Raw genomic sequence first — 22205 nt, 5'->3', positions numbered from 1 at the left:
CGTGACCCTGTTACTGTTCGCTCTCGAACCAAGGCGCACGGGCGGTCATGATCAATGCCGCGGCGCGCTCTTCGTCCACCTCTTCGATGTCCACCAGATCATCGACAGACTGTTCAGCCAGATCTTCCATGGTCTTGATGCCACGGCTGGCCAGGATGAAGGCCAGATGGCGCTCCATTCCGTCCATCTCCAGCAGATCATCCGCCGGCTGGGCTCCGTCCAGTTCCTCCTCGGAGGCAATGGCCAGGTTCAAGAGCTCGTCCTTGGCGCGAGCTCGAAGCTCCTCGATGAGGTCTTCGTCGAACTCTTCGATTTCCAGCATTTCCTCGACCGGTACGTAGGCCACCTCTTCAAGCGAGGTGAAACCTTCCTCGACCAGCAGCCGAGCGACATCATCATCGATGTCCAGGTGCTGAACGAAGTGCTCGACCAGACTGTCGATTTCCTGGTCGCGCTTGGCCTCGGCGTCGGCTTCGGTCATGACGTTGATACGCCAGCCGGTCAGCTCGGACGCGAGACGCACGTTCTGGCCACTACGGCCGATGGCCTGGGCCAGGTTGTCCTCGGCGACGGCCACGTCCATGGCGTGGGCATCCTCATCCACCAGGATGGAGGCGACGTCGGCCGGGGCCATGGCGTTGATCACCAGCTGTGCGGGATTGTCGTCCCACAGCACGATGTCGACGCGTTCGTTCTGCAGCTCCGAGGACACCGCCTGCACGCGCGAACCGCGCATGCCGACGCAGGCGCCCACCGGGTCGATGCGACGGTCGTTGGTCTTGACCGCGATCTTGGCCCGGGAGCCCGGATCACGCGCCGCACCCTTGATCTCGATAAGCTGCTCGGCGATCTCGGGAACCTCGATCTTGAACAGCTCAATGATCATCTGCGGGTTGGTGCGCGACAGGATCAACTGGGCGCCACGCGCCTCGGCGTCGACCTTGACCAGCAGTGCGCGCACCCGCTCGTTCATGCGGTAGCGCTCACCGGGGATCATCTCGCTGCGCGGCAGGAAGGCCTCGGCGTTGTCGCCCAGGTCAATGATCAGGCCGTCACGTGTCGTCTTCTTGACGATACCCGCGACCAGTTCACCTTCACGCTCGGCATAGATGCGCACGACCTCGGCACGCTCGGCCTCGCGCACCTTCTGCACGATGACCTGCTTGGCGGTCTGGGCGGCGATACGACCGAAGGCCGCATTCTCGATGCGCTCCTCGACCACGTCACCCAGGCCCAGCGGCGGATCCCGCTTTTCGGCGAAGGTCAGCTTGATCTCGGCGTCGGGTCCGTCGAAGTCATCGTCCTCGACCACCACCCAGCGGCGGAAGGTCTCGTACTCGCCGGTCATCCGGTCGATGTGTACGCGGACGCTGGCTTCCTCATCCTCGAAGCGCTTGCGCGAGGCACTGGCCAGCGCCGCCTCGACGGCTTCGAAGATGACCTCACGGGGGACACCCTTCTCGTTGGAGATCGCGTCAACGACCGCCAGAATTTCTTTACTCATGCCTTAAAGCCTCGCCAAAAAACCGATCCTTGTTCTCTCTTGTCGCGCATCAGTCGTCGCGCATCAGTGAGCGTCACTCGTCAAACTGAGGAACCACCCGCGCCTGATCGATGCCGTCGATCGGAAAGCAGTATTCCTCACCGTCGATCTGCACCAGCACCTCGTCACCCTCGGTTCCGGCGAGCACGCCCTGGAACTTGCGCCGACCCTCGAAGGGAGCGCGCAGCTTCAGAGCCACGTGATGGCCAGCGTAACGGGAGAACTGATCGAGACGGAACAGCGGACGATCCATCCCGGGCGAAGACACCTCGAGACGGTACTCCCCGGCGATGGGATCCTCGACATCCATGATGGCGCTGACCTGTCGACTGATATCGGCACAGTTGTCGACACTGACGCCATCGGCGTGATCGATGTAAATCACCAGACGGGAATGTTTTCCCTGGGACAGATAGTCGATACCCCAGAGCTCGAACCCCATGGCCGTTACCACCGGTTCGATCAACGCATTGAGCGCAGCATCTTTGGTCGCCACGAATGAAAGCTCCTACAGCCGTTGCATCAGCACCTGGCCGGGAGTGAACAGGAAAGTCAGGTGGCTGATTGGCGTTCGCGCCGCCGGGCGAGCCCCGGCAAGCTGCTAACAAAAAGCCCCTTCACAGGAAGGGGCTTTTTCCAAGAAACCTGTCACCATCTGGCAGAAGTTCGCATGCCCCTTGAGGATACCTGCATGCCTGCCAAGAAGATGGTAGCGGGGACCGGATTTGAACCGATGACCTTCGGGTTATGAGCCCGACGAGCTACCAGACTGCTCCACCCCGCATCAATCTAGGCCGGTGAGTATACTGCGCCTTGACCAGGGCGTCAAGGCATTTCACCGAACCGCCAACCCTGAGAGAAGATCACCGGTCATCACCGGGAGAGCTTGTCATCCACGCCGTCATTGCAGAAGACGAGGATGGTGCCGAAGGCGGGACTTGAACCCGCACGACCGTAAGGTCACTACCCCCTCAAGATAGCGTGTCTACCAATTCCACCACTTCGGCTAGGGGAGTTCCGGAGATCAGCCTTGGCTGTCCTCCAGCACTGGCGCTGCATTATCCACGTCGCTTGAACCTTCGTCAAGCGTAGGCGCAGAATTTTCCTGACTTTCTTCCTCAAGCGCAGGCGCACTGTTCTGGGTGCTTTCGTCATCCAGGGTCGGCGCGCTGTTCTGCCGCTCGATCACCTCGGCGTCGGGAATACCCGCTTCTGGCGCGGAATTGCCCGCCTCGGATGCGAAGTAGGCCAGGGTCAGGGAAGTGGCGAAGAAACACGCCGCCAGCGCCCCGGTCGCCTTGGACAGGAAACTGCCGCTGCCACGGGAACCGAAGACGGTCTGGGAGGCACCGCCACCGAAGGAGGCGCCGGCATCGGCGCCCTTGCCCTGCTGCAGCAGGATAAGAACGACCAGGGCGATGGCGATCGCCACATGGATCATGAGAATGGCAACTTGCATGGATTCAACCTGCTGACTGACAAATGGCTAGAAAATCGTCGACCTTCAGCGATGCTCCGCCGATCAGGCCGCCGTCGATGTCCGGTTGGGCCAGCAATTCCGCCGCGTTGTCGGGCTTCATGCTGCCGCCGTAGAGAACCTGCATGGACGCCGCCAGGGCGCCATCGTAACGTTCGAGTCGTGCACGAATCGCCGCATGCACCTGCTGCGCCTGCTCAGGCGTTGCGGTACGACCGGTGCCGATCGCCCAGACCGGCTCGTAGGCCAATACCAGGCGCGCGCGCTCGTCACTGTCGAGGGCTTCCATCACCGCCTCGAGCTGACCGAGCACCACCGCCTCGGTACGCTCGGCGTCGCGCTCTTCCAGGGTTTCCCCCAGGCACAGCACCGGCGTCAGCCCCTGACCCAGCGCGGCCTGCACCCGTGCCAGCACCGCCGCGTCGTCTTCTCCGAACAGGGTACGCCGCTCGGAGTGTCCGACCAGCACCATGTCGGCGCCGACGTCAGCAAGCATGGCGCCGCTCACCTCGCCGGTGAAGGCTCCGCTCGGCTGGTCGCTCAGGGTCTGGCCGGCCAGCCTGACGCTCTGCGGCAACCGTTCCCTGGCCACCCCGACATAGGGAAAGGGAACCGCCAGGGCCAGCGTCACCGCCTGCGGCAATTCAGCGCCGGACAGCGCCTCGGCGAAGGTATCGATCAGGCTCAGCGAGCCATTCATCTTCCAGTTGCCGGCGATCAGCGGTGCACGCATGGAACATCCTCTTTCAAGGTGGGCCGAAATGGTATAGGAGCGGCCCTGTCAAGACAAGATTTGCCGCGGGATCGAAGCCTTCGGTCCCGCGCTGGAGCAAGCCGACAAGGCGCTCTCGCCGGCATCAGGGTCCACCAGGCCTCGCGTCATGGCACCGCGAAACCGGGCGGTGAGATCAGGGTTCAGCCGACCAGCTCACGCACGTCATCGGCCAGACGCCTGGCCAGCCCTTCGACATCCAGATGAGGGCGCCCCTCGACCATGACGCGAATCAGCGGCTCGGTACCCGAGGGGCGCAGCAGCACGCGGCCCTCATCGCCAAGCTCGGCCTCGACCGCACGGGTGGCCTGTTCGAGACTCGGGTCGGCCATCACCGCCTTGGCGTCGACGCCCGCCGACAAGCGCACGTTGACCAGCGACTGGGGCGCCTTCTCGAAGCCGTGCAGCAGACGTGACAGCGGCTTTTCCTCACGCACCATGTAGGACAGCACCTGCAGCGCCGAGACGATACCGTCGCCGGTGGTCTGCACGTGGCGACAGACGATATGCCCCGAGGACTCGCCACCCAGCTGCCAGTCGTTGGCGGCCAGGCGCTCCATCACGTAGCGATCGCCGACCTTGGCACGCTCGAAGGGCACGCCCATGGACTCCAGCGCTGCAGCCAGCCCGAAGTTGCTCATCAGGGTACCGACCACCCCACCACCCAACTCGCCACGCTCGTGACGGTCCTTGGCGATCAGGTAGAGCATGTCGTCACCGTCGATCTCGTGACCGTCGGCGTCCACCATCAGTACTCGATCGCCGTCGCCATCGAAGGCGATACCCAGATCGGCGCCTTGCTGGATCACCGCCGCGCGCAGCGCCGCGGGATGGGTCGAGCCCACCTCCTGGTTGATATTGAGGCCGTCGGGCTCGGCCCCGACCAGGCTGACCTTGGCCCCGAGCTCCTTGAACACCGCCGGCGCGATGTGATACGTCGCGCCATGGGCGCAGTCCAGCACGATACGCAGGCCGTGCAGGTTGACCCGGTCGGGGATCGTCGACTTGCAGAACTCGATATAGCGCCCGGCGGCGTCGTCGACCCGGCTGGCCTTGCCCAACTCCCTCGGTGACACCGTGGTCAGGGTCTCATCCAGTGCGCGCTCGATGCGCTCCTCGATCTCATCGCCCAGCTTGGCGCCCTCGGCCGAGAAGAACTTGATGCCGTTGTCCTGGTAGGCGTTGTGGGAAGCGGAGATGACGATCCCCGCATCCGCGCGAAAGGTCCGCGTCAGGTAGGCGATACCCGGTGTCGGCATCGGACCGAGCAGCATCACGTCAACGCCCGCCGCCGACAGTCCCGCCTCGAGGGCCGACTCGAACATGTAGCCGGAGATCCGGGTGTCCTTGCCGATCAGTACCCGCGCCCGCTGACGGCGTGGCTCGAGCACGCGGCCGGTAGCCCAGCCCAGCTTGAGCATGAAGTCCGGCGTGATCGGCGCCTGACCGACAGTACCGCGAATGCCATCCGTGCCAAAATAGCGTCTAGCCATGGTGTTCTCCTTCCTCGAGAACGGCCCAGGTCATGTTCACCGCGTCCACATGGGGCCCCACATCGTGAACGCGTAGTATCCGTGCGCCTCGCTCCACCGCCAGTGCCGACAAGGCCAGACCGCCCGACAGGCGCTCCTCGACTGCCCGGTCAAGCACCTTGCCGATCATGCTCTTGCGCGACATCCCCACCAGCAGCGGAAGCCCCAGGGCTTCCAGGCGCTCCAGGCGATGCAACAGGCGAAGATTATGCTCCACGGTCTTGGCGAAGCCAAAACCTGGGTCAAGCAACAGGCGTTCTCGCTTGAGACCCGCCGCCTCGCACTCGGCGATGCGCCTTTCGAGAAAGTCTGCGACCTCTTCCTCCACCGGCCTGTCATAGCTGGGCGCATCCTGCATGTCGCCCGGCTCACCGAGCATGTGCATCAGCACCACCGGCAGCCCGGTACCGGTCGCCGCCGCGACGGCGCCCTCACGGCGCAGGTTGCGTACATCATTGATCATGCCAGCCCCGGCCTGGGCGCTCTCGCGCATGACCTCCGGCGTCGAGGTGTCCACCGACACCAGGGCATCCAGCTCCCGTACCAGCGCCTCGACCACCGGGATCACCCGGTCGAGCTCCTGCTGCGCGGTGACCGGCGTCGCACCAGGTCGCGTGGACTCGCCACCCACGTCGATGATGGCAGCACCCTCGGCGAGCATCTGTTCGGCATGGCGCAGGGCGTCGTCGATGACCACGTGATGGCCACCATCGGAAAAGGAGTCGGGAGTGACGTTGAGGATCCCCATGATGCGGGGAAAGGTCAGATCGAGGCGGTGTCGACCACAGGGCAGTACAGCGGGGTAACGAGCGTCCATCGAAGAGGATGTCCTGGGAAAATCTGGGTATTCACCAAAGAATACTAATACGAGAGGCGGGTCATGCAACGCCAGAGGCGCCCCGCGGGGCGCCTCTGTGAGCGGGCGGGCCGTCAGCTACCGGCGGGGCCGCCAAGGGGGTCGGAGGGGCGACGGCCGGAGCCTTTGTCATCCTCTTCCTCGTCCCCGTCGCTGGTGTCGGCGCTGGACTCCGGCTCCTTCGACGGCTCGGGATCACCGGTGACCGGGGAACCTCCGCCGGAACCGGGCTCATCCCAGTCCTTGGGCGGACGTGGATCGCGTCCGTCCATGATGTCCTTGAGCTGATCCGCGTCGATGGTCTCGTACTGCATCAGCGCTTCGGCCATGGCGTCGAGCTTGTCGCGATTGTCCTCGAGGATCTGACGCGCCTGCTCGTAGCAGCCGTCGATGATCTTGCGCACTTCCTTGTCCAGACGCGAGGTGGTTTCGCCCGACTTCAGCTTGCCACCGCCCTGGCCCGGGCCGCCGAGGAACTGGTGAGACTCGTCCTCGTCGTACATGATCGGCCCCATCTCCTCGGACAGGCCCCACTTCGCCACCATGTTGTGGGCAAGCTCGGTGGCACGCTTGATGTCGTTGGAGGCGCCGGTGGTGACACCGTTCGGCCCCAGCGTCATCTCCTCGGCGATGCGGCCGCCGAACAGCGAACAGATCTGACTGATGATCTGCTGGCGCGACAGGCTGTAACGATCCTGCTCCGGCAGGAACATGGTCACACCCAGGGCGCGGCCACGCGGAATGATGGTCACCTTGTAGACCGGGTCATGCTCCGGCATCACCAGACCGATGATGGCGTGGCCCGACTCGTGGTAGGCGGTGTTGAGCTTTTCCTTCTCGGTCATGACCATGGAGCGGCGCTCGGCCCCCATCATGATCTTGTCCTTGGCCAGCTCAAGCTCTTCCATGCCCACCAGACGCTTGTTACGACGAGCGGCGAACAACGCAGCCTCGTTGACCAGGTTGGCCAGGTCGGCACCAGAGAAGCCAGGGGTACCACGGGCGATAAAGGTCGGCTTGACGTCATCGGCCAGCGGCACCTTGCGCAGGTGCACGTTGAGGATATGCTCGCGACCACGGATATCGGGAAGCGGCACCACCACCTGACGGTCGAAGCGGCCCGGGCGCAGCAGCGCAGGGTCGAGCACGTCGGGACGGTTGGTGGCAGCGATGACGATGATGCCTTCATTGGCCTCGAAGCCGTCCATCTCGACCAGCAGCTGGTTCAACGTCTGCTCGCGCTCGTCGTTGCCGCCGCCCATGCCGGCGCCGCGCGAACGACCCACGGCGTCGATCTCGTCGATGAAGATGATGCAGGGTGCCTGCTTCTTGGCCTGCTCGAACATGTCGCGCACACGGGAAGCACCCACACCGACGAACATCTCGACGAAGTCAGAGCCTGAGATCGAGAAGAACGGCACCTTGGCCTCGCCGGCGATGGACTTCGCCAGCAGGGTCTTGCCGGTACCGGGAGGCCCGACCATCAAGACACCGCGGGGGATGGTGCCACCCAGCCGCTGGAACTTGGTCGGATCACGCAGGAAGTCGACCAGTTCCTCGACTTCCTCCTTGGCCTCGTCACACCCCGCCACGTCGGCAAAGGTGGTCTTGATCTGATCCTGGGACAGCAGTTTGGCCTTGGACTTGCCGAAGCTCATGGGGCCGCCCTTGCCGGCACCACCGCCCTGCATCTGGCGCATGAAGAACATGAAGATGGCCAGGATCAGCAGAATCGGGAAACTCGCGATCAATAGTCGCGTCCACAGACTCTGCTGTTCCGGCTTCTTGCCCACCACGGTGACATTGTTGGACAACAGATCGTCCATCAGCTTCGGGTCCTCCGCCGAGGGGCGGATGGTCTGGAAGCTGGAGCCATCGTTGCGCTCACCACTGATCGTGTAACCGTCGATGGTTACACTGCGTACCTGCTCGTTTTGCACCTGCTCGACGAACTGGGAGTAGTTCATCTGGTTGGGTGCGTTCTCGACGCTGAAGTTGTTGAACACCGTCAGCAGCACCGCCGCGATGACCAACCACAGAATCAGGTTCTTCGCCATGTCGTTCAAGGGACCACCCTCAATTGCAAGAATCTGTCGGCCTAGGTGCCTAAGGGTTCGACACTACATGACCCGGCCTGGTTCAGCCAGCCTGATCGGATCCAACGAAGCGGCGCAAGCGCCCCTTCCGCCGGGACTCACCCTCGGAAAATGCCGAAAAAATGTCGATGCGATGACTGCCTGGCAGGCCATCGCACGCCATCATGTGTCCTTTTCTGCCTGTACCATGCCTCAAGACTGGCACAGCCAGGCCACTTTTGCCGGTATCGCTCCGGTAGGCGCGGTCTATCAGACGTCGACCGGCGCCGATGCTCAGCCCTTGAATCCCTGGGCCAGCAGGTAGACCTCGCGGGAGCGTGCCCGCGATGCCCCCGGCTTGCGCGTCACCACCTTTTGAAAGGCGCCGCGCAGCTCCTTGAGATATTCGTCGAAGCCTTCGCCCTGGAACACCTTGGCCAGGAAGGTACCCCCGGGACGCAGCGTCTGACGAGCCAGGTCGAGCGCCAGCTCCACCAGGTACATTGCCTGGGGCTGATCGATGGCCGCCATACCACTCATATTGGGGGCCATGTCCGACATCACAAGGTCCACCGGGCGATCACCGAGCCTTGCCAGCACCTCTTCCAGCACGCTTTCCTCGGTAAAGTCACCCTGAACGAAGTCAACCCCGGCCAGGGCGTCCATCTCGAGGATGTCCGAGGCGATGACCACACCGGCGTCACCGACACGCTCTGCGGCGATCTGGCTCCAGCCGCCTGGCGCCGCACCCAGATCGATGACGGTCATGCCCGGCTTGAACAGCTTGTCCTTGTCGTCCAGCTCCACCAGCTTATAGCTGGCCCGGGAACGGTAGCCGTCCTGCCAGCTCTGCTGAACGTAGCGATCATCGAAGTGTTCCTTCAACCAGCTGGCGCTGGTCTTGCTCGCGCTGCTCTTGCCGGATGAGGGTTTTTTACCGGAGGGGGGACGGGATGCTGCCACTGAGCCACCTGAAAGAAGATTTCCTGAACAATTGCCGGACGGGCGTTGCTCGAAGTGCATTTGCTGCGGACACCCGGCATGGCCGCCGGAGCCGAACCGCGTGGCGGGGAGGCTCGCCGCAGGAACCGAGGGGCGGGCTGCACGACGCATCGAGCACCTTTGCCACCGCCGACGAACGGCTGCCTGGAGATTGTCATGCACAAGCGCTTTCACCGCACGGGGAATCCCCGTACCATGTGCTGTCACGCGCCCTACGGCCAAAACGGAATGAAGCAAGATACCATGAGCTTGTCACAGGCACAAAAGAAAGCAATGCGCAGCATCGGCCACCACCTTGACCCGGTGGTGACGGCCTCGGAGAACGGTATTTCCGAGGGTATGCTGGCCGAGCTCGAACGAGCCCTGAACGACCACGAACTGGTCAAGGTGAAGCTCGCGATCCCCGATCGCGACGACCGCACCGCAGTGCTCGACGAACTCGTCGCCCAGAGCCGCTCCGAGCTGATCCAGAAGATCGGCAAGGTGGCCCTGCTGTACCGCAAGAACCCCAAGGCCAACCCGAAGCTGTCCAACATCACGCGCTTCGAGAACCACCACGGCCGCCACTGACGCACCGGCGTCGCTGCGCTACCACCGGGCGCCGACGAGCCTGTCGCCAGAAAAGACACCGCCCCGCCAGGAATCCTGGCGGGGCGGTGTCGTCTGGATCGACGGATCCGGGTCTAGATGTGCTCGACGCCGGTGATCTCGTACTCGACCTCACCACCTGGGGTGCGGACCAGCACGACCTCACCCTCTTCCTTGCCGATCAAGGCACGGGCGATGGGCGAGGTGACCGAGATGCGACGCTGCTTGATGTCGGCCTCGTCCTCACCGACGATGCGGTAGGTCACCTCTTCGTCGGTATCCAGATTCAGAAGCTCGACGGTCACGCCGAAGATCACCTTGCCGGTCTTGGGCAGCTTGGTGACGTCGATGACCTGGGCGTTGGACAGCTTGCCCTCGATCTCCTGGATACGCCCCTCGATGAAGCCCTGCTGCTCGCGCGCGGCGTGGTACTCGGCGTTCTCCTTGAGGTCGCCGTGCTCACGCGCTTCGGCGATGGCAGCGATCACTGTCGGGCGAGCCTCGCTCTTGAGCTGTTCGAGCTCTTCACGCAGGCGTTGCTCACCGGCGACGGTCATCGGGACCTTGTTCATGTATTCGCTCCTGCATGCAGTTCCTGTAGCCGCCGCACGGTCACGGCATTGCCGTACTCGAGCGCCAAACAAACGGCACTGGCCCCTGCCAGCGTCGTGGCATAGGGAACCTTGCGGGCGAGTGCGGTGCGGCGGATCACCGAGGAGTCATTGATGGCCTGGCGGCCCTCGGTGGTATTGACGATATAGGCGATCTCGTCGTTCTTGATGGAATCGACGATGTGTGGCCGGCCTTCGTAAACCTTGTTGACGACCTCGACGGGCAGACCAGCCTGTTCAAGGGCTGCCGCCGTTCCTCGGGTCGCACAGAGTGTGAAGCCCAATGTTACCAGAGAACGCGCCACTTCGATAACACCCGCCTTGTCCGGCTCGCGAACCGACAGGAACGCCTTGCGATCGCCGGTCAGCGCCGGAATCGCCTCACCTGCACCGAGCTGGGCCTTGTAGAAGGCCTCGGCGAAGGTGTCGCCGGACCCCATTACCTCGCCGGTGGACTTCATCTCCGGCGACAGGATCGGGTCGACGCCAGGGAACTTGTTGAACGGGAACACCGCCTCCTTGACGCTGTAGAAGTGCGGCACGATCTCGCGCTCGAAGCCCTGCTCCTTGAGGCTGACGCCGGCCATGCAACGGGCCGCCACCTGGGCCAGCGAGGTACCGATGCACTTGGACACGAAGGGCACGGTGCGCGAGGCGCGCGGGTTGACCTCGATGACGTAGATCTCGCCGTCCTGCCAGGCCAGCTGGACGTTCATCAGGCCCTTCACGCCAAGCTCCACGGCCATGCGCTTGACCTGCTCGCGCATCTCGTCCTGCACTTCCGCCGGCAGCGAGTACGGCGGCAGCGCACAGGCGGAGTCGCCTGAGTGCACACCAGCCTGTTCGACGTGCTGCATGATACCGCCGATCACCACCTGCTCACCGTCGGACACCGCGTCGATGTCGATCTCGATGGCGGCGCTCAGGAAGTGATCGAGCAGCACCGGCGAGTCGTTGGAGACCTTGACCGCGTGGGTCATGTAGTTCTCCAGCTCGCTGGCGTCATAGACGATTTCCATGGCGCGCCCACCGAGCACGTAGCTCGGGCGCACCACCAGCGGGTAGCCGATCGCCTCGGCCTTGCTGAAGGCCTCGTCAAAGCTTCTGGCGGTGGCGTTGGGCGGCTGTTTGAGGCCCAGCTTGTCGATCATCTGCTGGAAGCGCTCGCGATCCTCGGCGCGGTCGATGGCGTCCGGGGTGGTACCGATGATCGGCACACCGGCGGCCTCGAGCGCACGTGCAAGCTTCAGCGGCGTCTGACCGCCGAACTGCACGATCACCCCGACCGGCTTCTCCTTGTCGGCGATCTCGAGCACGTCCTCCAGGGTCACCGGCTCGAAGTACAGACGATCGGAGGTGTCGTAGTCGGTGGACACGGTCTCCGGGTTGCAGTTGACCATGATGGTCTCGTAGCCGTCGTCGCGCATGGCGAAGGCGGCGTGGACGCAGCAGTAGTCGAACTCGATGCCCTGACCGATACGGTTGGGGCCACCGCCCAGCACCATGATCTTCTTACGATCGCTGACCTCGGCCTCGCACTCCTCCTCGTAGGTGGAGTACATGTAGGCGGTGTCGGAGGCGAACTCGGCGGCGCAGGTGTCGACGCGCTTGTAGACCGGACGGATACCGGCGTCATGGCGCGCCCTGCGCACATCGTCCTCGGACACGCCCAGCACCTTGGCCAGGCGAGCATCGCCAAAGCCCTTGCGCTTGAGACGATAGAGTTCGCGCGCGTCCAGCGACGACAGCGGACGGCTGGACAGATCCTGCTCGATCTTGACCAGATCCTCGAGCTGCACCAGGAACCAGGGGTCGATGTTGGTCAGCTCGAACACTTCTGCCACCGACATGCCGGAGCGCATGGCATCGGCGATGAAGAAGATACGCTCGGCGCCGGCGGCCTGCAGCTCGCCCTTGATCAGCGCCATGTTCTCGTCGCTGAACTCGGTGACGATGGGATCGAGACCGTCGTTGCCGGTCTCCATGCCACGCAGCGCCTTCTGCAGCGACTCCTGGAAGGTGCGGCCGATGGCCATGACCTCGCCCACCGACTTCATCTGGGTGGTCAGACGGTCGTTGGCCTGGGGGAACTTCTCGAAGGTGAAGCGCGGAATCTTGGTGACGACGTAGTCGATGGACGGCTCGAAGGACGCCGGGGTGCGACCGCCGGTGATGTCGTTCTGCAGCTCGTCCAGGGTGTAGCCCACCGCCAGCTTGGCGGCGATCTTGGCGATCGGGAAGCCGGTGGCCTTGGAGGCCAGGGCGGAGGAACGCGACACCCGCGGGTTCATCTCGATGACCACCATGCGGCCGGTCTCGGGGTCCACGCCGAACTGGACGTTGGAGCCACCGGTCTCGACGCCGATCTCGCGCAGCACCGCAAGGGATGCGTCGCGCATGATCTGGTATTCCTTGTCGGTCAGCGTCTGGGCCGGCGCCACGGTGATGGAGTCACCGGTGTGCACGCCCATGGGGTCGAAGTTCTCGATGGCACAGACGATGATGCAGTTGTCGTTCTTGTCACGAACGACCTCCATCTCGTATTCCTTCCAGCCCAGCAACGACTCGTCGATCAGCAGCTCGTGGGTCGGCGAAAGCTCGAAGCCGCGCCCACAGATCTCCTTGAACTCTTCCTTGTTGTAGGCCACGCCACCACCGGAGCCACCCATGGTGAAGGACGGCCGGATGATCACCGGGAAGCCCAGCTCTCCCTGGATCTCCCAGGCCTCATCCATGCTGTGGGCGACCTTGGCCTTGGGGCACTCGAGACCGATGTTCTTCATCGCCTTGTCGAAGCGATCGCGGTCCTCGGCCTTGTCGATGGTGTCGGCGTTGGCGCCGATCATCTCCACGCCGTACTTTTCCAGTACGCCGTGGCGATCGAGATCCAGCGCGCAGTTCAGCGCGGTCTGGCCGCCCATGGTCGGCAGCACGGCGTCGGGACGCTCGGCCTCGATGATCTTCTCCACCGCCTGCCAGGTGATCGGCTCGATGTAGGTGGCATCCGCCATGGCCGGATCGGTCATGATGGTGGCCGGGTTGGAGTTGACCAGGATGACGCGAAAACCCTCTTCGCGCAGCGCCTTGCAGGCCTGGGCGCCGGAATAGTCGAACTCGCAGGCCTGGCCGATGACGATGGGGCCAGCGCCGATGATAAGGATGCTTTTCAGGTCTGTACGCTTGGGCATGGTGCTTCCCGCAAGAAAATTGGACGATGAACCGGAGTCTGTGTCGGCGCCTTAGCGACGGCTGCGCATCATGTCGATGAAGCGGTCGAACAGCGGCGCCACATCGCGGGGACCGGGGCTCGCTTCGGGGTGGCCCTGGAAGCTGAACGCCGGACGGTCGGTACGCTCGATCCCCTGCAGGGTGCCGTCGAACAGCGAGCGGTGGGTGGCGCGCAGGTTATCCGGCAGCGTGGTCTCGTCGGCGGCAAAGCCGTGGTTCTGGCTGGTGATCATCACGTGGCCGCTGTCCAGATCCTGCACCGGATGGTTGGCGCCGTGGTGGCCGTGACTCATCTTGACCGTAGTGGCACCGCTGGCCAGCGCCAGCAACTGGTGGCCCAGGCAGATGCCGAACACCGGCACTTCCGTCTCGAGGATCTCGCGGATGGCGTCGATGGCGTAGTCACACGGCTCGGGGTCGCCGGGTCCGTTGGACAGAAAGACGCCGTCGGGGTCGAGCGCCAGCACCTCGGACGCCGGGGTCTGGGCCGGCACCACGGTCAGCTTGCAGCCGCGACTCGCCAACATGCGCAGGATGTTGAACTTGACGCCGTAGTCGTAGGCCACCACATGGAAGGGCCGCTCGGCCCCTTCGGTATCGGCGTAGCCCTTGCCCAGCGTCCACTCGCCCTCGTTCCAGACGTAGCGCTCGCTGCAGGACACCACCTTGGCCAGATCCATGCCCTTGAGCCCGGGGAAGGCGCGGGCGGCTTCCAGGGCACGCGCTTCGGCGTCGTCACCCAGGGCCTCGTCGCCGGCCACGATGGCACCGTTCTGGGCACCCTTGTCGCGCAGGATACGGGTCAGCCGACGGGTATCGATGTCGGCGATGCCCACCACGTTCTGGCTGGCGAGATAGTCCGAGAGGCTCTGGGTAGATCGGAAGTTGCTGGCGACGAGCGGCAGATCGCGGATGACGAGGCCCGCGGCGGCGATGCTGGCGGACTCAACGTCCTCGGGATTGATGCCGGTATTGCCGATATGGGGATAGGTGAGGGTGACGATCTGTCGGGAATAGGAGGGGTCGGTCAAAATTTCCTGATAGCCGGTCATGGCCGTATTGAACACTACCTCACCACTGGTCTGCCCATCAGCGCCAATGGCCGTGCCGTGGAATACGCTGCCATCTTCCAGGGCCAAGATTGCGGGTTTGTTCAACGCTACGTCCTCCCAAAGCTCGTCAAGGTATCTACGACCGCCGCCATCCGCTCGCCGGCGTCGGCGACCTGTCGCCAGGCCATTCGGCACCGACCCGGCCCATCGTGCGTCAAGCACACAAGGAGCCGGGCCGTAAAAAAGCGGGACGAAACCCGGTGTTTGACCGGTTTCATCCCGCTTGTTGTCATTCGCTCGGAATGCAGAGCCGGCACCTATGCTGCGAGAGACGTACTGAACGCTCTCGACGCGACACTTTCATGCCCGGCCCGGCCAAAATTTTTGGAATGTTACAGCATCTGGGCCGGGCTGACTACCCCGGAACAAGCACTTTGCCATGGGCAACACCACCCCCGACGTCGCCAGAGGCCCACAAAACTCAGTCCAGGCCCAGCACGTCGGACATGCCGTAGCGTCCTGCCTCGCGCTCGGCGACCCAGCGCGCAGCACGCACCGCGCCCCGGGCGAAGGTCATGCGGCTGGACGCCTTGTGGGTGATCTCGATGCGCTCGCCTTCGGTAGCGAACATCACGGTGTGCTCCCCGACGATATCGCCGGCACGCACCGTGGCGAAGCCGATTTCCTTGGGATCGCGAGGACCGCACTGGCCTACCCGCTCGAACACCCCGTGCTCCTTGAGGTTGCGATCCAGCGCCCCGGCGACCACCTCGCCCATGCGCAGGGCGGTACCGGACGGCGCATCGACCTTGTGACGATGGTGGGACTCGATGACCTCGATATCATAGCCCTCGTCGCCCAGCGCCTTCGCTGCAGTCTCCAGAAGCTTCAGGGTCAGATTGACGCCGACGCTCATGTTGGGCGCAAACACCGTGGGCACTCGCTCGGCATAACCGTCGAGCTCGGCCTGCTCGTCATCGGACAGGCCGGTGGTGCCGATGACGATGGCCTTGCCATGCTCGGCACAGAAGGCCAGGTTGGCCAGGGTCACCTTGGGTGCGGTGAAATCGATCAGCACGTCGAAGTCATCGACGATGGCCTCAAGGGAGTCCACCGCCGCCACGCCCTGGCGGCCGACGCCGGCCAGCTCGCCCAGATCGGCGCCAGCCAGCGAACTGCCCGGCTCGACGATGCCGCCGGCGAGGACGGCGTCGTCGTCCTGCATCACGGCGTTGACCAGGGTGCGGCCCATGCGGCCGGCGACGCCGACGATGGCGATACGGGGGGCGGTACGGCTCATGCAATCTCCTGGAGAATCGAGAGTTCGAACAGACAGGCGGATCAACGTAGATACGCCAAAATGTAAAGGGATTCGGCGCAGTATACCAACGTCGCTCTCTCTTGCCTCGCCCTGGCCATCACGCTGACATTCCCGCCCGACAGGACCGCCCCATGCCGTTCAGAAAAATGCTCCGATTGCCCCTTATCAGCACGCTGGCAGCGACCCTGTGGCTTGGCGGCTGCACCGCCCAGGTCAAGCCGACCAGTTTGCAGGGCGAGGCCCCCGCCCAGCCGGGGCTGAGCATGTGCGGCACCCTGGCACTGCCGAGCCAGTGGCGCCCCACCGAAAACGATACCAGCGTTCCCCTGGGTGGTCTCTCGGCCATGGCCTGGGACCAAGACGACAACCTGCTGCACCTGGTATCCGATCGCGGGCGCGTGCACCAGGCAAGGCCGGTGCTTGAAGACGGCCGCCTGGTGGACCTGCGCCCTATCACCAGCCACCGATTGAAGGCGCAGGACGGTACGCTGCTGGAAGGCAAGGCCGCAGACGCCGAGTCGCTGGTGCTGGCGCGGGCCGATGATGGAGTCATCGGCAACACCGAACTACTGATCGGCTTCGAGCAGGACCATCGGCTACAGCGCTTCTCCGTCGACGGCACGCCGAAAGGAGAACCACTGCGCTCCACGGCCAGCCACAACGCCGGTGATAACGAAAGCCTGGAAGCGCTGGCCCGGGTGCCGGGCATCGGGCTGGTAGCGGGCCTGGAGTCACCCTCCGCCGACATGACCGCGCAAGATGGCGTCAGACACACCCTTCTGTTCAGCCTGGCAGAGGACGGTAGCGACACGCGCCGGTGGCATTACCCACTGGCCTCACCGGTCGACAGCGCCCTGACCGACCTGCTGGCGCTGGAGGACACTGTAACCGAGACGCCACCGCGACTGCTGGCGCTGGAACGGGCCTTTTCCCCGCCACGTCCGCTGACCATCAGCTTAAGCCTGGTGGAGCTGCTGCCACCGCCGCAGGTACGGGTGACACGCCTGGCCAGCCTGTCCGCCGGAGAAGGCTGGCGCGTCGACAATATGGAGGGGCTGGCGCGATTGCCCGGTGGTGAGTTGCTGATGGTCAGCGACGACAACTTCAGCGCCCTGCAGCGCAACCTGCTCGCCTGCTTTCGACTGCCTGATAAGGCGCTCTCTCTCGACACTGGATCTGCCCGTGCCAACGGCCGGTGATGTCACTGCCCGCTGATCAGCGGCGGGCCACCAACAGGTGGTGATTGAACCCGTCGGGGCCCCACAGCCAGGCCGACTCAGCATCGGTGAAGCGCAGCGGCTCGCGCCGGACCTGGGAGAAGCCGACCGACCGCAGCGTCTTGACCACGGTACGCCCGGGGATCGCCACGTGGTCCACCGGCAAGACGTCGTCACCGGCGCGCACCTGACCAGGCACCAGACTCCAGGGCCGGGGCCGCTCACCCGGCGCCACACCCGGGTCGTAGCGATAGCTGGTCAACGCCTCGAGGCGATCCATACGCGCCGGGTCAAGCACATAGTCGTGGGTGATATCGAGCCACACCAGCAGACCACCAGGCTTGAGCGCCTCGAACAGGTTACGGCAGGCACGGGTGAGCATGGCCTGGTGCTGGATGAAGTGGAAGGCGAAGACACTGACCAGGGTATCGAAGGGCGCCTCCGGCAGAACAAGCTTGCGATAGGCGTCCTCGACCCGAAAGCCGAGGCCCGGTGCCTGGTGGCGCCGGCTGGCCAGCGCGACCTGGGAGGGGCTGATGTCGATACCCAGCACCTCTTGCGCCCCCTTGCTCTTGAGCTCGGCCGCCAGCGCTCCGTTGCCACAGCCCACATCAAGAAGACGCTTGCCGACCAGATCTTCTTCCAGATTGAGATAGTGAAGAACGGAACCGGTGAAGGTGCCGTAGCGCTCGTCGCGGGCCAGCTGGTCGTAGCGCTCGCTCAGCGCCTCGGAGAAGACGTCGTTGGCAAGGCCGCGGTCGCCAGGCTGCTGACAAGGGGAAACGGCTTGTGCGCCGAGAAGGGGGCTGGCTGACGGCATGGGAGGCTCCTTGGCATTGATGCGCCTTTGCCCCACCTTTACAGCTTCATATAACCACCACCACACCGCACTAGGCTAAATCCGTACACCGCCCACCTCTTTGCCCAATGATGCAAAGATGTCTGAGTAAAACTCGCCTGTTCACACCTGGCTGCGCAGCTTGACGTCCCGCCGCAGCAGCAGCGCGATGGCCAGCACGACCAGCAGACTGCCCGGCAGCCATTCGAGTGCAAGGCGTTCAGGCGCCTGGGCAAACAGCAACAGCATCGACACAAAGGGCACCAGATAGCCGTAGGCGGTAACCGCCGCCGGGGTCAGGATGGCGGTCGCCCGCTGCTGCAGCCAGAAGGTCATTCCGCTGGAGAAGAGCCCGAGATAGGCCACCACCGCCAGATCGAACAGCGTCATGCGGCCCAGCGCGGCCGGATCCCCGAAGACCAGACCCGAACACCCGATCAGCAGTGCCCCCATCACCAGGCTCCACAAGGTACGCACCCCCGCGTGCTCGGATAGCCAGCCCTTCGCCAACCCCAACTTGGACAACACCGGATACATCGCCGAGGCGATGCAACCAGCGAAGAAGGCGGCTTCGCCCACGCCGAACTGCATGCGGGCAAAGGAGCCACCGGCCTCGGCCCAGGCCAGCCCCACGGCGCCGACGGCGCCAAGTACCAGCAAGGCCAGCAGCGCCAAAGCACGGTGCTCGACCCCCACCAGCCGGCCCAGGCCGTAGGCCAGCAGCGGCACGCTGACGAACAGCGTGGCCATGGACAGCGCCGTGGTCAGGTGCGCTGCCCAGAACATGGTGCCGAAGAAGCTCGCCAGACAGAGCCCCATCAACCCATAGAGCCCGAGCCCGGCCAGACTCGGCCGGAGACCAGGCGCACCCCACACCAGCGGCAACACCGCCAGAGCGGCAATCACGAAGCGCAGTGCGGTCAGCGACAGTGGCGGAAGCCCTTCACTCAACATCCCCACCGCCGGAAAGGACAGCCCCACCAGCGTCGCCCACACCAGCATCCCGGCGTGGGCCCACCACACACTGCTATCGCTGGACACCCGGCAATCAGTCGTCATCACGGCTGACCTCCCCTTCCAGCGCCAACAGCAACTGGCGTAGACCAGCCGCCAGGCCTGCCGCCTCATCATCTGCCAGGGTGGCGCGCATCGAAGCGAGTTCAGCCAGGTAGGCGTCCAGCAGCGCCGGCATCATGGCCTTTCCCGACTCACTGAGACGAATCAGTACACTGCGACGATCTTCAGGGTTGGCAACACGCTCCACCAGGCCACGACTGGCGAGCCGATCGAGGCGGTGGGTCATGGCCCCTGAACTCAGCACCACCGCCTCGCACAGGGCGTTCGGTGTCAGCCCCTCGTGCACGTCGCGCCGGTAGAGGGTCGCCAGCAGGTCAAACTCGCCTTCCTTCAAGCCGTGCTGCCGGAATACCGCCTGAACCCGACGGTCGACATGCTTCAGCACGCGATACAGCCGGGTAAAGATGCCCATGTCGCCAGGGTCGCGATCCGGGAGAACCCTGCACCACTCCGCCATCAGTCGATCGATGGCATCGTTCGGCCCGGTGGACGGAACCTGCATATCACTTATCTCCAAGAAAAGTATCTTCACTTGAAGATAGTTATTCCGACGCAAAATGCCAAGCCCCTCATGCCCACAACGCCGAACAGCGATGGTCGCCTGGGCGCAACATGCAGCCGGCAACCGCGACGTAGCGTCTACCTTTTCCTCAGAACCACGATAACAACCGCAAGGGGACAACGATGATCGTCAACTGCGTGGCGTATGAAGAAGGACGGCGTCTTTGCAACATCGACAGAGGCGAGATCGATGACTACCGCTCGCGCTCGAACTGCTTTGTCTGGGTGGCGCTGCACGACCCGGATGCCGAGGAGCTGTCCACCTTTCAGGACATCTTCGAGCTGCATGAACTGGCCGTGGAGGATGCCCTGGTCGGCGAACAGCGCCCCAAGGTGGAGGAATACGGCGACGCTCTGTTCGTCGTCACCCAGGTGATCAGCGTCAGCCAGGGCGAGGTGCAGCATGGCCAGCTAGCCATCTTTGCCGGCCCCGGCTATGTGTTGTCGGTACGTCAGCACTCCGGGCGTGGTTTCGCCGATGTACGCGCCCGCTGCGAGCGCGAGCCCGAGCTGCTCAAGCAAGGGCCGGCCTTCGTGCTCTATGCGCTGATGGATGTCGTAGTGGACCGCTACTTTCCGGTACTCGAAGAACTCGAGGCAGAACTGGAAAGCATCGAGGACCAGATCTTCGTGCGCGGCAGCGCCCGCGCCAGCCTGGAGCGGCTGTATCAGCTCAAGCGCCGCACCATGTGCGTCAAGCACGCGGTGACCCCACTGGCCGAAGCCAGCTCCCATCTGTTCGGCGGACGCGTCCCGGCGCTGTGCTACGAGACCCAGGACTACTTCCGCGACGTCTACGACCACCTGCATCGTATCGAGGCGGCCATCGACACCATTCGCGAAACCATCATTACCGCCATCCAGGTCAACCTGTCGATGGTGGCCATCGACGAGAGCGAGGTGCACAAGCGCCTGGCCTCCTGGGCGGCGATCTTCGCGGTGGCGACCATCCTCGCCGGCATCTGGGGGATGAACTTCACCCATATGCCCGAACTGGACTGGCGGCTGGGCTATCCGCTGGCGCTGGGAATGATGGTCCTGTGCTGCGGCGCGCTCTACCGACGCTTCCGTCGCACCGGCTGGCTATAGCGCCAATCGCGTCCAGCCAAACTCACTGCCAGACGACGCTGAGCGGCTCCTTGCCCGCCATCCGCTCCAGGTGGCTGGCCACCACGTCCTTGAGGCGCTCCAGCCGCTCGGCGTCCTCGGCCTGGAGATCGACGCTGAGCTGCGAGTCGGACGCCTTCATCCAGCACTCGCCGCCGGGGAACACCACGTGACCGCTCTCGGCATCCACCTCGAGCTTGTGGGCCCAGTGCTTGCACAGGCGATTGATCAAGCGTTGCCCTGATGCGGTCTCGACGAAGGCTCGGGATTCCACCATGCTTTCCACCGTTTCTGAGAATACGAATATATCGCAGAATCATATCCCCCATGTCATCTCGGCGTCAGGCAACGGCGTGTTGCTGTTCATCGTACCCACGCATGTCTAGCCGTTCTCGGGCGGCGAGCGCCGGCGCGGCCACCCCAGGCGACGGCCTTCCATGGCGGCCAGGGCGGCACCGCCGAGCAACAGCGGCAGCGCCAGCAGAAAGCCGCTCGACAACGGCTGGCCAAACAGCCAGAGATCGGCCAGCACCGGCCACACCAGGGCGATGTACTCGAAGGGGGCAAGCCTCGACACCTCGGCGAAGCGCAGCGCCAACGTCATGCAGATGTGCGCCGCGCCCCCCAGCAACCCGGCCAGGATCAGCAGCGTCAGCGTCTGGGTCGGCAGTGCTACCCAGCCCAGCGGCAGGGTCGCCAGCCCCGCCAGGGTGCAGGCCAGCACGAAGTAGAAGGCGATGGCACCGGCCCCCTCTGTGCGCGAGATGCGCCGCACCGTGACCAGCGCTGCGGCGGTCAACGACGCCCCCAGCACACCGAGCGCGTAGCCCGACAATTGGCCGGCCTTGTCGGCGTTGCCGATATCCGGCACCACCAGCACCGCCACCCCGCCCAAGGCGAGCACAAGTGCCAGCGCCCGCGACGGGGTAAGGCGCTCGCCCAGCAACACCACGCCGCCGATCGCCATCAGTACCGGTGCCAGCTGCGCCAGCAGGGTGGCTTCGGCTACGGGCAGACGCGCCAGGGCCGCAAAGGTGGCAAACATCGAAGCGGCGCCGAGGCTCGAGCGCAACAGATGGCCCAAGGGGCGACGGGTCGCCAGCCCCGCCGGAAACTCTCGACGCCAGGCCAGAAACAGCACGATCGGCAACAGCGCAAAGGCGGAGCGATAGAATACTACCTGGCCCAGCGGCACCTCGTCGCTCACCCACTTCACGCAGACCAGCATGGCGGCGAACAGCACCCCGGAGGCGATGCGCAGCACGATACCCGCCAGGGGCCTATCCCTATCACTCATGATCATCGTCCCTGTTCAGAAGAGCCGCGCCGTCCACAAGCCCTGCCCCAC

20 protein-coding genes and 2 tRNA genes are annotated in these 22205 nt (G+C 64.3%); 3 read left to right on the top strand and 19 right to left on the bottom strand.

Annotated features, from left to right (window positions below; all coding sequences use genetic code 11):
* Nucleotides 1-10: 10 nt before the first annotated feature.
* The 10 genes from nusA to rlmE all read right to left on the bottom strand — a co-directional run bounded on the left by nusA (nucleotide 11) and on the right by rlmE (nucleotide 9218).
* Entirely contained in the window at nucleotides 11-1504 is a 1494-nt protein-coding gene (gene nusA, locus RBB39_RS01785) for a transcription termination factor NusA (RefSeq protein WP_108131788.1), read from the bottom strand.
* Between the two features lie 73 nt (nucleotides 1505-1577).
* The gene (rimP, locus tag RBB39_RS01780; protein ID WP_045992269.1) at nucleotides 1578-2039 is read right to left on the bottom strand and encodes a ribosome maturation factor RimP; all 462 of its coding nucleotides are present in this window, start codon (nucleotides 2037-2039) and stop codon (nucleotides 1578-1580) included.
* 211 nt (nucleotides 2040-2250) lie between these two features.
* Nucleotides 2251-2327, bottom strand: a tRNA-Met gene (locus tag RBB39_RS01775).
* A 136-nt stretch (nucleotides 2328-2463) separates the two neighbouring features.
* Nucleotides 2464-2550 (bottom strand) — tRNA-Leu (locus RBB39_RS01770).
* Nucleotides 2551-2567: 17 nt separating this feature from the next.
* Nucleotides 2568-3002, bottom strand: a complete 435-nt coding sequence (secG, locus tag RBB39_RS01765) for a preprotein translocase subunit SecG (RefSeq protein WP_222516168.1) — start codon at nucleotides 3000-3002, stop codon at nucleotides 2568-2570.
* A 4-nt stretch (nucleotides 3003-3006) separates the two neighbouring features.
* On the bottom strand, nucleotides 3007-3753 hold the full coding sequence (tpiA, locus tag RBB39_RS01760) for a triose-phosphate isomerase (protein ID WP_108131789.1): 747 nt from the start codon (nucleotides 3751-3753) through the stop codon (nucleotides 3007-3009).
* A 182-nt stretch (nucleotides 3754-3935) separates the two neighbouring features.
* On the bottom strand, nucleotides 3936-5285 hold the full coding sequence (gene glmM, locus RBB39_RS01755) for a phosphoglucosamine mutase (RefSeq protein WP_045992272.1): 1350 nt from the start codon (nucleotides 5283-5285) through the stop codon (nucleotides 3936-3938).
* Complete coding sequence (gene folP / locus RBB39_RS01750; RefSeq protein WP_045992273.1) at nucleotides 5278-6141, bottom strand: dihydropteroate synthase; 864 nt, start codon at nucleotides 6139-6141, stop codon at nucleotides 5278-5280. The genes glmM and folP overlap by 8 nt, the downstream gene beginning before the upstream one ends.
* Nucleotides 6142-6254: 113 nt before the next feature.
* A complete protein-coding gene (gene ftsH / locus RBB39_RS01745) occupies nucleotides 6255-8246 on the bottom strand; it encodes an ATP-dependent zinc metalloprotease FtsH (RefSeq protein WP_045992274.1) in 1992 nt (663 codons plus the stop codon).
* A gap of 303 nt (nucleotides 8247-8549) precedes the next feature.
* Nucleotides 8550-9218, bottom strand: coding sequence for a 23S rRNA (uridine(2552)-2'-O)-methyltransferase RlmE (rlmE, locus tag RBB39_RS01740; RefSeq protein ID WP_260425397.1), 669 nt, complete (start codon nucleotides 9216-9218; stop codon nucleotides 8550-8552).
* Between the two features lie 282 nt (nucleotides 9219-9500).
* Here rlmE and yhbY point away from each other — a divergent pair, with 282 nt between their 5' ends.
* Nucleotides 9501-9827, top strand: coding sequence for a ribosome assembly RNA-binding protein YhbY (gene yhbY, locus RBB39_RS01735; protein WP_045992299.1), 327 nt, complete (start codon nucleotides 9501-9503; stop codon nucleotides 9825-9827).
* Nucleotides 9828-9940: 113 nt separating this feature from the next.
* Here the strand turns inward: yhbY and greA are convergent, their stop codons facing one another.
* From greA to dapB, 4 genes are all read right to left on the bottom strand, one after another.
* Complete coding sequence (gene greA, locus RBB39_RS01730; protein WP_108131792.1) at nucleotides 9941-10417, bottom strand: transcription elongation factor GreA; 477 nt, start codon at nucleotides 10415-10417, stop codon at nucleotides 9941-9943.
* Nucleotides 10414-13644, bottom strand: a complete 3231-nt coding sequence (gene carB, locus RBB39_RS01725) for a carbamoyl-phosphate synthase large subunit (protein WP_108131793.1) — start codon at nucleotides 13642-13644, stop codon at nucleotides 10414-10416. The genes greA and carB overlap by 4 nt, the downstream gene beginning before the upstream one ends.
* A 51-nt stretch (nucleotides 13645-13695) precedes the next feature.
* Nucleotides 13696-14841, bottom strand: a complete 1146-nt coding sequence (gene carA / locus RBB39_RS01720; RefSeq protein WP_124805084.1) for a glutamine-hydrolyzing carbamoyl-phosphate synthase small subunit — start codon at nucleotides 14839-14841, stop codon at nucleotides 13696-13698.
* Between the two features lie 376 nt (nucleotides 14842-15217).
* On the bottom strand, nucleotides 15218-16036 hold the full coding sequence (gene dapB, locus RBB39_RS01715; RefSeq protein WP_045992279.1) for a 4-hydroxy-tetrahydrodipicolinate reductase: 819 nt from the start codon (nucleotides 16034-16036) through the stop codon (nucleotides 15218-15220).
* A gap of 152 nt (nucleotides 16037-16188) precedes the next feature.
* Between dapB and RBB39_RS01710 the strand changes: the two genes are divergently transcribed.
* Nucleotides 16189-17256 (top strand): esterase-like activity of phytase family protein, encoded by a 1068-nt coding sequence (locus tag RBB39_RS01710; RefSeq protein ID WP_124805083.1) that lies wholly within the window; start codon nucleotides 16189-16191, stop codon nucleotides 17254-17256.
* 16 nt (nucleotides 17257-17272) lie between these two features.
* Here RBB39_RS01710 and RBB39_RS01705 read toward each other — a convergent pair whose 3' ends face one another.
* The 3 genes from RBB39_RS01705 to RBB39_RS01695 all read right to left on the bottom strand — a co-directional run bounded on the left by RBB39_RS01705 (nucleotide 17273) and on the right by RBB39_RS01695 (nucleotide 19691).
* A complete protein-coding gene (locus tag RBB39_RS01705; protein ID WP_124805082.1) occupies nucleotides 17273-18094 on the bottom strand; it encodes a bifunctional 2-polyprenyl-6-hydroxyphenol methylase/3-demethylubiquinol 3-O-methyltransferase UbiG in 822 nt (273 codons plus the stop codon).
* A 141-nt stretch (nucleotides 18095-18235) separates the two neighbouring features.
* Nucleotides 18236-19171, bottom strand: a complete 936-nt coding sequence (locus tag RBB39_RS01700) for a DMT family transporter (RefSeq protein ID WP_260425398.1) — start codon at nucleotides 19169-19171, stop codon at nucleotides 18236-18238.
* Nucleotides 19161-19691: a MarR family winged helix-turn-helix transcriptional regulator gene (locus RBB39_RS01695; protein ID WP_124805081.1), complete on the bottom strand. Its 531-nt coding sequence runs from the start codon at nucleotides 19689-19691 to the stop codon at nucleotides 19161-19163. The genes RBB39_RS01700 and RBB39_RS01695 overlap by 11 nt, the downstream gene beginning before the upstream one ends.
* Before the next feature lie 182 nt (nucleotides 19692-19873).
* Between RBB39_RS01695 and corA the strand changes: the two genes are divergently transcribed.
* Complete coding sequence (gene corA / locus RBB39_RS01690) at nucleotides 19874-20839, top strand: magnesium/cobalt transporter CorA (RefSeq protein WP_124805080.1); 966 nt, start codon at nucleotides 19874-19876, stop codon at nucleotides 20837-20839.
* A 22-nt stretch (nucleotides 20840-20861) separates the two neighbouring features.
* Here the strand turns inward: corA and RBB39_RS01685 are convergent, their stop codons facing one another.
* Nucleotides 20862-21134 carry a DUF2218 domain-containing protein gene (locus tag RBB39_RS01685; protein ID WP_045992284.1) on the bottom strand — a complete coding sequence of 91 codons (273 nt, stop codon included), beginning with the start codon at nucleotides 21132-21134 and terminating at the stop codon, nucleotides 20862-20864.
* Between the two features lie 105 nt (nucleotides 21135-21239).
* Nucleotides 21240-22154, bottom strand: a complete 915-nt coding sequence (locus RBB39_RS01680; protein WP_124805079.1) for a DMT family transporter — start codon at nucleotides 22152-22154, stop codon at nucleotides 21240-21242.
* Between the last annotated feature and the right edge of the window lie 51 nt (nucleotides 22155-22205).

This window comes from Halomonas sp. MMSF_3323 (genome assembly GCF_030733595.1).
Taxonomy (GTDB): Bacteria; Pseudomonadota; Gammaproteobacteria; order Pseudomonadales; family Halomonadaceae; genus Halomonas; species Halomonas litopenaei.
The sequence above is the reverse complement of the archived record's forward strand: the minus strand, read 5'-3'. Positions and strand labels throughout refer to the sequence as shown.